At 52.8% G+C, this 12,424-nt stretch carries 11 protein-coding genes; 9 read left to right on the top strand and 2 right to left on the bottom strand.

The genetic code is table 11. From position 1 onward, the window contains the following. Positions 1–78: 78 nt before the first annotated feature. The gene (locus H144_RS0113610; RefSeq protein WP_019942626.1) at positions 79–2,568 is read right to left on the bottom strand and encodes a TonB-dependent receptor; all 2,490 of its coding nucleotides are present in this window, start codon (positions 2,566–2,568) and stop codon (positions 79–81) included. Positions 2,569–2,824: 256 nt separating this feature from the next. Between H144_RS0113610 and H144_RS0113605 the strand changes: the two genes are divergently transcribed. Continuing rightward, on the top strand, positions 2,825–3,559 hold the full coding sequence (locus H144_RS0113605) for a DUF6962 family protein (RefSeq protein WP_019942625.1): 735 nt from the start codon (positions 2,825–2,827) through the stop codon (positions 3,557–3,559). A 90-nt stretch (positions 3,560–3,649) separates the two neighbouring features. Here H144_RS0113605 and H144_RS0113600 read toward each other — a convergent pair whose 3' ends face one another. Next, positions 3,650–4,285: a peroxiredoxin gene (locus H144_RS0113600; RefSeq protein ID WP_026350678.1), complete on the bottom strand. Its 636-nt coding sequence runs from the start codon at positions 4,283–4,285 to the stop codon at positions 3,650–3,652. A 294-nt stretch (positions 4,286–4,579) separates the two neighbouring features. Here H144_RS0113600 and H144_RS33270 point away from each other — a divergent pair, with 294 nt between their 5' ends. From H144_RS33270 to H144_RS0113555, 8 genes are all read left to right on the top strand, one after another. Beyond that, a complete protein-coding gene (locus tag H144_RS33270; RefSeq protein WP_084599947.1) occupies positions 4,580–6,112 on the top strand; it encodes a putative inorganic carbon transporter subunit DabA in 1,533 nt (510 codons plus the stop codon). Positions 6,113–6,117: 5 nt separating this feature from the next. Then, entirely contained in the window at positions 6,118–7,032 is a 915-nt protein-coding gene (locus H144_RS31790) for a proton-conducting transporter transmembrane domain-containing protein (protein ID WP_019942622.1), read from the top strand. A 179-nt stretch (positions 7,033–7,211) separates the two neighbouring features. After that, a complete protein-coding gene (locus H144_RS0113585) occupies positions 7,212–8,390 on the top strand; it encodes a cysteine desulfurase family protein (protein WP_019942621.1) in 1,179 nt (392 codons plus the stop codon). Beyond that, a complete protein-coding gene (locus H144_RS0113580; RefSeq protein ID WP_019942620.1) occupies positions 8,356–9,558 on the top strand; it encodes an XdhC family protein in 1,203 nt (400 codons plus the stop codon). Before H144_RS0113585 ends, H144_RS0113580 begins: the two co-directional genes overlap by 35 nt. 7 nt (positions 9,559–9,565) lie before the next feature. Continuing rightward, positions 9,566–10,159, top strand: coding sequence for a nucleotidyltransferase family protein (locus tag H144_RS0113575; RefSeq protein ID WP_019942619.1), 594 nt, complete (start codon positions 9,566–9,568; stop codon positions 10,157–10,159). A gap of 119 nt (positions 10,160–10,278) precedes the next feature. Then, the gene (locus H144_RS0113570) at positions 10,279–11,115 is read left to right on the top strand and encodes an ABC transporter ATP-binding protein (protein WP_026350677.1); all 837 of its coding nucleotides are present in this window, start codon (positions 10,279–10,281) and stop codon (positions 11,113–11,115) included. Between the two features lie 103 nt (positions 11,116–11,218). Next, positions 11,219–12,031: a hypothetical protein gene (locus H144_RS0113560; protein ID WP_019942616.1), complete on the top strand. Its 813-nt coding sequence runs from the start codon at positions 11,219–11,221 to the stop codon at positions 12,029–12,031. Positions 12,032–12,041: 10 nt separating this feature from the next. After that, positions 12,042–12,422: a GntR family transcriptional regulator gene (locus H144_RS0113555; protein WP_019942615.1), complete on the top strand. Its 381-nt coding sequence runs from the start codon at positions 12,042–12,044 to the stop codon at positions 12,420–12,422. Positions 12,423–12,424 lie beyond the last annotated feature (2 nt).

The following is a 12,424-nucleotide window of genomic DNA, read 5'->3' as shown; positions in this document are numbered from 1 at the left end:
TATCTGTTTTACAATGTACACACAAAAAAAGCGCAGAGGCGTATCGCCCCTGCGCTGCTGCGACAGCTAACAGAAAAGCTAGTTTTGCTGGCCGCCGCCTCCTACAACATCCGTATTGTTAACCGACTTGGTCTTTTTCTTTGCCGAATCGAAACTCATTTTTCCGATCGAATAGCTGAAAGTAATCTTGAAATTGCGGTTGTAAAGCTGTGTAGCGCCGGTTTGTACGAATTGCGGCGACGTCAGGTCGGACGTGAAGCGCACGCCTTTCGTCAGGAAATTTTCCGCGGCGAAACCAACGCTACCCTTTTTGTTGGCAAAATCCTTTTTGAACCCTAGTGAATATAGGTAGAAGCCCGTGCGCGTTCCCTGCAACTGGATTTCCTTCCCACGATAGAATCCGAATGCCTGCACCCCCCAGCCATTCTGCAGAGATATCTGCGACATCAGCCGGCCCCCGAAATTGAACCCGGAGTTGCTGATACCCACCGAAGTGCCTTCCAGGCTCGTCGTTTGGCCTTCCAGGTAAGAATGCAACATGTCGATGCTGCCGTTCAATGTCCATTTCGGCGTGAGGTACACGTTCGCAAATATGTTCGCGCCGTAAGCTTGCTGCTTGCCGATGTTCTCGTACGTCGTCACGATCGCGCCTTGCAGCGTATCCACGGCCATGCGCACCTGCGTGATGGAATTATTGGTCTGGCGGGCAAATATCGAAGCATTAATGTAAGTCTTCTTGATATTGGTACTCAATGCCAACTCGAAATTGTCGGTCAGTTCGGGGCTCAATGCCGGGTTACCGGTGCTGATACTCTGCGGGTTCGACAGGTTCACGTTCGGGTTCAGCTGCTGGATACCCGGGCGTTGCATGCGCCGGTTATAGGCCGCTTTCAAAGTAGTACTCCCCGAAAGCGCCTTCGAAACGTTGATGCTCGGCACCAGATTGCTGTAATTAGGAATATCGATCACCTTCTGGTCTCCCAGATCGGCGGTAATACCGGTATATTCGTAACGCGTACCCAATTTGAAGGTATATTTATTCTGGGTCGAAAGCGTGTAGGAAACATATCCCGCCGCCACATTCTGCTTGTAATTCAAAGCACCGGCCGGATTGGTTGTGCTCAATACAAAGTCACCCGATTCTCCCGCTGTCAGGTATTTATAGTCGCTGTCCACCGTCCGGAAAATGCCTTTCGCACCGAATTCGAGCAACTGGTTTTTGCCCAGCGGCGTCTGATAGTCGGTTTGAAGGGTCAGCTCGGAGTTCTGGTTTTTGTTCTCGTTTTTCAACCGGCTATCCACCGCGCCCGATTCGTTCAGCATGTCGGTGTTGAAGTTGTTGGTCAAACCCGTACGGCTGTACAGCGTCGAAATGCTCCATTCCTGCTGTGGTTTAAAAGTGCGGATGTAATCGATATTGAAATCCACCGTTCCCGAAAGGTCCTTGCGGTCTACCTTGCGCAATGAGCTGTTGCTGAGCGTGCTGTTTTCGTATTGATTGATCGTCAGGTCCTGCTTCTGGATAAAATTCCGCGTTCCATAGCGCAGACCGGCCGATAGTGCCTGGTTTTTACCCAAATCATAGTCCCAGCCCAGCGAATACTGGCCAAACAGCCCGCGGTCATTGGCGGTCGAGCTCTGGTTGGTCAGGAAAGAACTGCCGCCGGAATAGGTCGTCTGGTCGAGCACGGAGGTTGCCTTGTTATAGAATGCGCGACCGAAACCGCCCAGTGTGAAACCCATTTTGCCTTTGCGGTAGCTGCCGTTCAGGCCGAGGTTGGAGCCGCGGTTACCCACGCCCGAGTCGATATTGAGCGTCAGGCCCTGCAAATTGTTCTTTTTGGTAATGATATTGATGATCCCGCCCGATCCTTCCGCATCGTATTTCGCTGAGGGAGACGTAATAACTTCCACCGATTTGATCATATCCGCCGGGATTTGCTTCAAAGCATCGGCCACATTGCTGGCGATAATGGTCGAAGGCTTGTTGTTGATCAGCACGCGGATGTTCGAGCTACCCCGAAGCGACACGTTACCGTCCAGGTCCACCGACAGCATCGGTACCTTCCGCAGCAGGTCCGAAGCGTCGCCGCCTTTGGAAGTAATGTCCTTTTCCGCATTGAAAACGAGCCTGTCCACCTTTTCCTCTACCAGCGATTTCTCACCGGTAATGGTCACTTCCTGCAAATTCTGCACGCTGGAAGCCAGCTGAATGGAACCCAGCTCCACATCCTTGCCCTTCTCCACCTTCACATCCACCGATTTGTCCTTATAGCCGATGAACGAGATCAGCAACCGGTAAGAACCCGGCGCCACTTTGGAAATAGCGAACTTACCCATCTCGTCGGCAGTGGTACCGTCAATGGGCTTGTTTTCAGCAACATTGAATAATGCAACACTGGCAAACTCCACGCCTTTTGCCGCGGCTGAATCCAGCACAATTCCGGAAATTTTAGAATTACCCTGCGCCGGTGCCTGAGCGAAGGTAAATGTGGCCGTTATGGCCAGAAATAAGGTCAAAACGAATATTCTGACGACTGATAGCAATGGATTGTTCATGGTTTCCATAAGTTAAATCAAGAGGGTGCTTTCGCTGCTGTCCTACTTTAATGCAATTCCCGATACAAAGGAAAAACATACTTTATATTTATTATTTGATAATAGATAGCTACCCCGATTTCATCTGCGAACAGCCGTTTTCGGGATACCAAATCAGAAATGACAGGCCATGCTGCCGGGCGTCCGGCTTGCGGGAGCGTATGTGGTACAATTTTGGTGAAGCGGGAAGACAAGCTTACTTTTGCACTAACATACTCTTCCGTTCATGAATGACGTCGTCATAGATTTCAGCAAAGTCCACCAGATAAAACTATTCGGAATTACCATTATGGAGCCCTCGACGGTACTGTCGAGCCTGGTGATGACCGCCGTGTGCATTTACGCGTTTATCCACCTCAACCGACTCGGGCGCGCGCACCGCATGTACAAGCAGATCCAGTATTTCTTTCTGTTTATGGCCATCGCCACGGCCATTGGCGGGATATTAGGGCACGGCTTTCTGTATATGACCGGTAAAGTGGGCAAGATACCCGGCTGGTTTGCAAGCATGATCGCCGTAGCATTGTTCGAGCGGGCTGCCATCTGGCACATCAAGCCGCTCCTGCAACGCCGCAACGGCCTCATCCTGGGCTGGTTAAACTACGTGGAACTCACCGTCTTCTTCGTACTGACATTCATTACCCTCGACTTTCGCGTCGTGGAAGTGCACGCATTCTACGGGCTTTTCCTCATGCTTTTCACGATCGAGATTTATGTGTACAAAAAGCGGAAGGACCCCGGCAGCAAAAATATCTTCCTGGCTACCTTGATGGGCGCCATCGCGGCAGGTTTCCATGCATTGAAATTCAGCTTCGGCGATTGGTTTAATTACAACGACATTGCGCATATCCCGATGTCGCTCTCCATCTGGTTCTACTACCAGGGCGCGCGGCATATGACGTATTACGGCGAGGAGATGATCGTGCCGGAGGAAGTTGTGGCGAGTGAAGGGGAGGCGTGACCGCTGACGGCCGATTATTGCAAATATATAATGACAAAAAAGCGGATGCCCTGACGAAGAGCATCCGCTTTTTTATGCACGAAATGCGCCTTACTTATTCGGCTGTGGTGTGTAACGCAAGTAAGGCTTCACGATGTTCAGGCCTTTGGTGAATTTCTTCTGGGCATCTTCCGTGCTTACGGCCGGTACCACGATCACGTCCTCGCCGTCTTTCCAGTCGGCTGGTGTCGCTACGGAATAGTTGGCAGTCAGTTGCAGCGAGTCGATCACGCGCAGGATCTCATTGAAATTACGACCGGTGGATGCCGGGTAAGTCAGCGTAAGTTTGATCTTCTTGTCCGGTCCGATCACAAATACCGAGCGAACGGTCGCTTTTTCGCTTGCGTTCGGGTGGATCATATCGTAGAGATAAGCCACTTTGCGGTCTTCGTCGGCGATGATCGGGAAGTTCACTTCCGCATTATTGACTTCATTGATATCCGGAATCCAGCGGTTGTGCGAATCCAGGTCATCCACGCTCACGGCGAGCACTTTTACATTACGTTTCTCAAACTCACCTTTCAAAAGCGCTGTCTTCCCTAATTCGGTTGTACAAACGGGAGTAAAGTCAGCGGGGTGAGAGAACAGCAATCCCCATTTATCTCCCAGCCATTCGTGGAATTTAATAGGGCCTTGCGTGGTATTTGCTTCAAAATCCGGTGCGATATCTCCTAATCGAAGTGACATAATGGTGAAGGTTTAAAGAATGAAACATTTAATCTACTAACATTGTAGAGTAGAACACAAAATTAAGTAAATAGTTTCATTTAACGCCCAATTCTTCCATTAATAAATCCTGCGGAAAACCGCCTGTCCAGCAGCTTCATGATACGCTGACAATGTTCCGTTTAACCAATTTTAACCGCATTTTAAGTCTTGTTTAATTGCGTTTTAATTGCTCTTTGGCTCCTTTGAGAACGGAAACAGGAAACGGCCCTCAGCCCATTTCCCGGCCTCCCGGATCACTACTTTTAAACGCGAATGGCCTCTGACATGACAGCCCGGAAAAGTGCTTTCGATGAAGAAACGGTATTGCACGAGTTGAAGCGATTCCTGCCTGCAATGTCACCGTCGCGGACATTCACCTACCAGAATCCCCTTCGTGGTTTTCAGGACAGGAAGTTCCATGACGCGGCCCGCGAAGCGAACGAAATCCTGGGCATCGGCACCACGCTGTTGCCCGAAGAGTACCGCGCGTTTTACAATTCCAAACGGGTAAAACCGGACATTCTGGAAAAGGTAGTGCTGAAAAAGAAAGGCGCCGCGCGCACATTCGAATGGCAGGATAAGGTACTGATGAAAAAATTCGGTGCAGATGCGTCGCCAAGGATCGGGAAACTGAGGGCAGCCTGGAAAAAACAATATAAAATCGACCTGGATGAGGAGGTTCATCCTACCCTGTTCCGGCTGCTGGGCGCTTGTCTCGCTCCCCGCACCGCGGCCTGGCAGTTTCCCGTGCGCGGCCTGGGCTTTCTCGACTCCATGCGCGAAATGGAGGCGAACAGCTTAGTAAGCGTATTCAAAACCGTCAGGGCCAGGAACCTGCTTTTGCATACCCGGCCCGGCATTGCCGATCTGCTGCAAGTCGTCGTCGGCGACGAGACGCATTTCCAGCAATATCTTTTCGATCAGCAATTTGCCCACAGGGGCTGGTCAGGCCTGGTAATGGAAATGGAAGACCGCAATAGCCTATTTTCCGAAGGTCGGATGGTTGCCATGTACGACCTGGTCATTTTTGAATTATTACTGGAAATAGACGCGCTCGATCATCGCCTGAAAAATCGCTGGCAGCCACTTTCGGCCGGTTTGGCAGAGGTACCCGGCAAACTTTTCGCACCGGTACCGGCCAGCGAAAAACATGAAGTGCTGGCGATTTGGCAGGAAGCGGTGGAATGGAGCTACTATGACCAGTTACTCAGCCGGCTTTACCATCGCACGGGCGCGGAGCCGCACTCCCGCCCGTTGTGGCCGGCACATGGCAGGCCGGAGGAATCCCCTGCCGCCAAAGCGCCCGGAACGACCTGCCTCATCGGCGGTCCGCTGCTGGCCAGGAACTTCCCGGCCGACGACCTCGTGAGCATAAATCCCTACGATTTCGCCGACGACCCCGAGGGCGAATTACTCGCCGAAATCTTTGAAACAGCTATCCCGTCCTGCGGGGCCATTAACCTCGAATATTTCTTCTCCCGCACCGGCCTGAACAACCGGCCCTATGCCGCGGCGGAAGACACTCCGGGACTGGTCGAGCCATCCGGTGCCAAGGGCGACCTCCGGACAGGCCTGCCTGCGCGTATGGCCGAGCGTGATGTGCCCATGCGCCTGCTGTGCGTGACGGAGCATTACCCCGAAACGGTATTGAAGGTGATCGGGCGTCTCGGAAGCGCAAGAAGCTGGCTGGTGAATGAATGGGTGCACCTGGTCGTGGTCGACCCGGATACGCGGGAGCTGAGTGTGCTGAGAAATGGTAAGATGGTTGCGTACAAGTCGGATCGTCGCCTGGCGGCAGTTCATTAAAATATATGTTTTTAAACCATTTCCATTTCGACGGAATTGCCATTTCGTACCTGCTCGTAGGGATCGTCGTAACGCTCCTGACCGCAGTGTACGGCCGAAGGACCCTGCGCAGCAAAGAGCAGATATCGCGCTTCTATTGCACGTTGGCGCTCTTTTGCGCGGGTTACGGCATTACCATATTTTCCGGCGACCTGAAAATCCTGTTTGCAGGCTGGGAAATCATGGGATTCGCGTCGTTCCTGCTGATCATACTTCATCGTAACATTACGCCCGGCAACACGCTGAAAGCCTTTTTTATATACCGCCTGGGGGACGTCGGCTTGCTCCTTGCCATGTGGGCAAGCCACCACCTCTGGCACGAAAACACGACATTCGTTTCCCTGCTGCTCGTGATGACGGCTTCGGCCCAGGCGTCGCAACTGCCGGTGTCGGCGTGGCTCCCGCAGGCGATGGAAAATTCCTCGACCGCCGGCAACATGCTCCTGGCGACGCTGGCCGTGCAAATGGGCATATTTCTACTGCTGCGGACAATGCCGCTTTGGGAACACCAAATGCCGATACGCGTACTCATTGCATTGCTCGGGACGGCGGCGGCGGCGATGGCGGCAGGAATGGTTCGGGTACAAACGGTCGCGAGGCGCCGGATCGCCTACGCATCCATGACGCATACCGGGCTCATTTTTGTCGAAGTAGCGGCCGGTTTTAAAAGCCTTGCCCTGGCCCACTTTGCAGCGAATGCATTGCTGAGGGCGTATCAGCTGGTCAGATCGCAGGAGTGCCAATCACCGGGGCAACACGTATTGAAAAATAGCCTCACCTGGGAGGAACGGCTGCCTAAAAAGCTCCAATACACGCTGTATATGCTGTATATGAAAGAATGGGGCATGTACGCGCGGCTGTCGAAATACCTGCGTGCCTAAACTTTTGTAATAACCCACTAACACCAATTACATCCACCGACTACCGATTTTCATAATTATAGTTAACCTGTTCGTTTAAGTTTCGGAAACCATCTCATGTTTAAAATGAGATGGTTTTTTGTTTAATTTGAACTAACCCGGCCCATTTTGCTTTTTGAATTAAAAACCGACCTTTTCCCTTGAAACTGCCTGTATACCTGGACAATAATGCGACAACCCCCGTGGACCCCAGGGTGTTACAGGAGATGCTCCCCTATTTTTCGGAGCGGTTCGGCAATGCGGCGAGCCGTACGCATTCCTATGGCTGGGAAGCGGAGGAATCGGTGGACATTGCCCGCGAACAGATTGCCGGCCTTATTGGCGCACATCCCCATGAAATTGTGTTCACGTCGGGTGCTACGGAGGCTGTTAACCTCGCCATCAAAGGTGTTTTCGACAATTCCGGGAAAGAACGAAAGCATATTATCACGGTTTGCACCGAACACAAGGCCGTACTGGACACCTGCAAGCATTTGGAACGTCGCGGCGGCACCGTCACCTACCTGCCGGTGAATGCCAACGGGCTAATCAGCCTCACCGACCTCGAAAATGCCGTTACCGACGACACCATCCTCATTGCGGTAATGTATGCCAATAACGAAACCGGGGTGATCCAGCCGGTCCGGGAAATTGCCGCCATTGCTAAAAAATACCAGATTCCCTTTCTCTCGGACGCCACGCAGGCCGTGGGCAAAATCCCCGTAAACGTGCAGAACGAAGGCATCGACTTGCTGACGATCAGTGCGCACAAGCTTTACGGCCCCAAGGGCGTGGGCGCATTATACGTGCGCAAGAAGAACCCTGCCATTGCATTGACCGCGCAGATCGACGGCGGCGGCCACGAGCGGAATATGCGGAGCGGCACGCTCAATGTGCCCGGCATTGTAGGCCTCGGCTGGGCGTGCGAGATCGCCGGAGCGGAACTGACGCGCGAAAGCAAGCGCGTGGCTACGTTGCGCAATGCATTTGAAGTGGAACTGCTTATGTTGCAGGATATCGAGGTCAATGGAGAGGAAGCACGGCGCTTGCCGCATTGCACCAATATCTCATTCGGCCAGGTCGACGGCGAAAAGCTGATTTTCGAAGCAGGCAGCGACCTGGCATTTTCCCGAAGCTCGGCCTGTACATCCGCAACCCTGGAACCGAGTTATGTGCTGAAAGCGATGGGGTTTTCGGACGAGCGCATTCACAACTCTTTCCGGTTCAGTTTTGGGCGCTTTTCTACGGAAGAGGACGTCGCGCATGCCGTTTCTGTTATTTCAAGGATTGTAAAACAACATCGCCATGAAAGAAATCTCGGACATCATCCGGTCGTATGAGCAGGCATTGCACTCGGGCAAGCGCATGGCGCTCGCGACGGTCGTGCATGTGGAAGGCTCCTCGTACAGGCGGCCGGGCGCACGCATGCTCGTGACGGACGACGGCCAGCTCACCGGTGCTATCAGCGGCGGCTGCCTCGAAGGTGATGCGCTGCGAAAAGCCCTGCTCGCCATTTCCCAGCAGAAAAACAAGCTGGTTACCTACGACACCACCGACGAAAACGATACTACCCTGGGCGTTCAGCTGGGGTGCAACGGCATTGTGCACATCCTGTTCGAACCCATTCATACCGACGACGCCGAAAACCCGGTGGAGCTCTTGAAAAAAGTGGCTGCCAAGCGCCAGAATGCCGTTTTGGTGACGCTGTTCTCCCTGCAATCGCGCACGGGGTCGCAGCCGGGCACGTGCTTCCTGCATTTGCAAACCGACGACCAGGTTACCTGCCATTGCGAAGGGCCGGGTATGTACGAGCAGCTCCTGGCCGAAACGCAGGCCGCCTATCAGCGGAACGATTCGTTTTTCAAAGCATTTACCCAAAATAACCTGTCACTTACGGGTTTTGTGGAGTATTTCAATACGCCACCGTCGCTGGTGATCGCCGGGGCTGGTAATGACACCATTCCGCTCACCGAAATGGCGGCCGTATTAGGTTGGGATATTACGGTGGTCGACGGGCGGACTGGCCACGCCACGCGCCAACGGTTTCCGAAAGCCGGAAAAGTGCTCGTAGTGCGCGCAGAGGATGTTTTGAAACACATTACTGTCGACGAGCGGACGTTTTTCCTGCTCATGACCCACAACTACAACTACGATCTCGCCCTACTGAAACAGTTGCTTGCGGTAGAGGCCTGCCAGTATGCGGGTGCATTGGGCCCCAAGAAAAAGCTCGAACGCATGTATGCGGAGCTGGAAAGCGAAGGAATGGCGATCTCCGAGGCGCAAAAAGCCAAGGTGTACGGCCCGGTCGGGCTGGATATCGGGGCTGAAACGTCGGAAGAAATCGCCTTGTCGGTGTTGGCGGAAATCAAGGCGGTGCTGGGCAGGCGGGCGGGCTTGTCGCTGCGCGAAAAATCGGAACCGATCCACAACCGCTCCGACCAGCGCGTGGACTACGCCCGCGACGATAAGGAGGAGTTTTTGTGTGCCGTGCAAACCGTCGCTCCCTGACACGGCCATGACAAACTATGGCATCATTATCCTCGCCGCCGGCAATTCCTCGCGTCTGGGCGAGCCGAAGCAACTCCTCGCATTCGAAGGTAAAACCCTGATCCGCCGCATTACCGAGGCCGCATTGGCGGTAGCAGCCAGCCATGTGTGGGTCGTCACCGGCGCCAATGCCGCTCCTATCGAAGCCGAACTAGCCGGGCTTCCGTGCCGCTTTGCATTCAATGCCGATTGGCAGGAAGGCATGTCGGCGTCCATTAAAACGGGCATTTCCGCAATGCAATCGCAGCATCCGGATATCAACGGCGCGATTCTGGCAGTGAGCGACCAGCCGTTTGTTACCGCCGCGCTTTTGGAGGAGTTGTTTCAAACTGCGGTGCAAAAACAGGCAGGTATCGTCGCCTGCGCCTATGCCGGTGCGCCGGGTACGCCTGCATTTTTTTCAGCGGAATATTTCCCTGCATTGCTGCAACTCACCGGCGCAGAGGGAGCGAAAAAGCTCTTCAAACGTTATCAGAACGACCTTTCCACCATTCCCTTTCCGCAGGGAGAAATCGATATCGATACGAAGCAGGATTATAACCGGCTGATTACAGGCCGGTAGCAAGCACTACCATTCATTTGTTATTCCAAAAATATTTTTTCGCCCACCTGTTGCGAAAGTCGAATCATCAGTTACATTTGCAATGTACTATTTAACTAATACACTAAAACAATCTAGCCATGATTCATCTCAACCAGGTTTCTTTTGGGTATAGTAGGCGTAAAAAGTTGTTTGAAAACCTCGACCTGCACCTTGAAGCGGGGCATATCTACGGCTTGCTCGGCAAAAACGGCGCCGGAAAGTCGAGTCTGCTGCGCAATATGGCGGGGCTGCTTTTTCCGCTCAACGGTAAGATCGACGTCGCCGGTTACGAACCCCGCAAACGGCAGCCGGCTTTCCTGCAAGACATTTTCTTCCTACCGGAGGAAATTTACCTCCCATCGGTAACGGTTGACCAATACCTGGCCCTCATGGCGCCTTTCTACCCGAAATTCGACGAACAGCTTTTCCGCGCCTACATCGCCGAACTGGACATTCCGGAAGGCAACAACCTTACAGGCATGTCGTACGGGCAGAAGAAAAAAGTGCTCATCGCATTTGCATTGGCCACCAACACGCGCGTGCTGATTATGGACGAGCCGACCAACGGCCTCGACATTCCTTCGAAAAGCCAGTTCCGCCGCCTGGTATCCTCGGCGCTCGATCGAGACCGCCTGATCCTGATCTCGACCCACCAGGTCCGCGACCTCGATAACCTTATCGACGCTATTATCATTCTCGAAGACAGTAAAATACTCATCCAGCACAGCCTCGACAGCATTGCTGAACGTCTCTGCTTCGGCACGTTAGCCAGCATCGACTACGACAAGCGCGTGCTGTACTCCGAGCCTTCGCTGCGCGGTTACAAGGCCGTTTTCGAGAATTCGACCCAGGAAGAAAGCCGTGTCGATCTGGAACATTTGTTCAATGCTGTAATTGAAAACCCGGACCGCATCCGGCAGATATTCGCCTATTAGCCATGAAAATGATCATTATCCTGCTGCTCGCAGCATTAGCCCTGGTGCTCCGGCACATTTTGCCGTCGCTGGTCCCTGTACATTCATCCCCCATTATCCTGCTATGAACCAGACATTCGACATTCACCGTTTCGTTTTGATGCTGCGACTTGAAATTGCTGAAAAAGGCCGGAATTATTTGCTCATGGCCGGTGTGATGCTATTCACCCTGCTCGCATTGATGGTCCCGATCACGCTGTCGCATGAATACAACAACTTCCGTGCGATCATGCATTTTGCGGCGCTGTTTATGGTCGTGCTCTTTGGCGGAAGCCTTTATACGAGCGGCGCTTTCGCACAATATTCCCAGCAGAGCAGCGGCATTGCCGCATTGATGGTACCCGCCTCACGCATCGAGAAGTACCTGAGCTCGCTCCTGCTCAACCTGGCATTTGTGATCCCGTTCCTGGCTTTTTTCTGGCAGTTTCACTATTGGGCCACGGATTACGCCAATTCGGTCATTCCCCGCAGTCCCGACGAATACAAGTACATTCCCCGCGACTTTTTTGACTATACCGTTTGCTCCTATTTCATCATTCAGGCAGCGGTGTTCCTGGGTTCGATCTATTTCAAAAAGTATGCTTACATCAAAACAGCGGTTGCTGTTATTCTTTTCACAACGCTGCTGTCCTATTTCAACTACGATCTCGGTAACAGGCTGGGAGATAAGCCCAATAAGATTACGGCGTTCCCGCTATCGGGATGGAAGATGTGGTTCTATCCGGAAATGGGGCAGCCCAGGCCCCGGTATATTGTTGGCTATTATCATGTTACCCATTCCGAAGTTATGTCGTATGCCGTACAGGGATTTGCTATCTGGCTGGCGGTAATGCTTTGGATTTGTGCTTATTATCAGATGAAGGAGCGGGAAATTTAAATGTGCTATTATGGAATTCAAAGATAAACAAGCCATCTACCTGCAAATCGCGGATTACATCTGCGAGCAGATATTACTGGGCAAATGGCCGCCGGGCGAGCGCATCCCGTCGGTACGGGACCTTGCGGCCATGATGGAAGTCAACCCGAATACCGTTATGCGGACCTATGATTTCCTCCAAAACAAGGAGATTATTTTCAACAAACGCGGCATCGGCTACTCGGCCGACGAGCAGGCGAATACGAAGATTCTTGCCTACCGCAAAGAACGGTTTCTGACCAACGACCTGCCTGAGGTGTTCAAAAACCTTTACTTGCTCGACATCGGAATCGACGAACTGCATAGCCTCTACCAGAAGTTCATTGAAGAAATGTACCCGTTAACCAAGTAAGC

It is taken from the genome of Dyadobacter beijingensis DSM 21582 (genome assembly GCF_000382205.1).
GTDB lineage: Bacteria > Bacteroidota > Bacteroidia > Cytophagales > Spirosomataceae > Dyadobacter > Dyadobacter beijingensis.
Note: the sequence above shows the minus strand (reverse complement) of the source record. Positions and strands in the feature narration are given on the sequence as shown.

What these genes read in the sequence shown, in the direction of transcription:
- H144_RS0113600 (WP_026350678.1), bottom strand. Translation starts at nt 4,285, where the DNA reads ATGTCACTTCGATTAGGAGATATCGCACCGGATTTTGAAGCAAATACC.
- H144_RS33270 (WP_084599947.1), top strand. Translation starts at nt 4,580, where the DNA reads ATGGCCTCTGACATGACAGCCCGGAAAAGTGCTTTCGATGAAGAAACG.
- H144_RS0113605 (WP_019942625.1), top strand. Translation starts at nt 2,825, where the DNA reads ATGAATGACGTCGTCATAGATTTCAGCAAAGTCCACCAGATAAAACTA.
- H144_RS0113575 (WP_019942619.1), top strand. Translation starts at nt 9,566, where the DNA reads ATGACAAACTATGGCATCATTATCCTCGCCGCCGGCAATTCCTCGCGT.
- H144_RS0113610 (WP_019942626.1), bottom strand. Translation starts at nt 2,568, where the DNA reads ATGGAAACCATGAACAATCCATTGCTATCAGTCGTCAGAATATTCGTT.
- H144_RS31790 (WP_019942622.1), top strand. Translation starts at nt 6,118, where the DNA reads ATGTTTTTAAACCATTTCCATTTCGACGGAATTGCCATTTCGTACCTG.
- H144_RS0113560 (WP_019942616.1), top strand. Translation starts at nt 11,219, where the DNA reads ATGAACCAGACATTCGACATTCACCGTTTCGTTTTGATGCTGCGACTT.
- H144_RS0113570 (WP_026350677.1), top strand. Translation starts at nt 10,279, where the DNA reads ATGATTCATCTCAACCAGGTTTCTTTTGGGTATAGTAGGCGTAAAAAG.
- H144_RS0113580 (WP_019942620.1), top strand. Translation starts at nt 8,356, where the DNA reads ATGAAAGAAATCTCGGACATCATCCGGTCGTATGAGCAGGCATTGCAC.
- H144_RS0113555 (WP_019942615.1), top strand. Translation starts at nt 12,042, where the DNA reads ATGGAATTCAAAGATAAACAAGCCATCTACCTGCAAATCGCGGATTAC.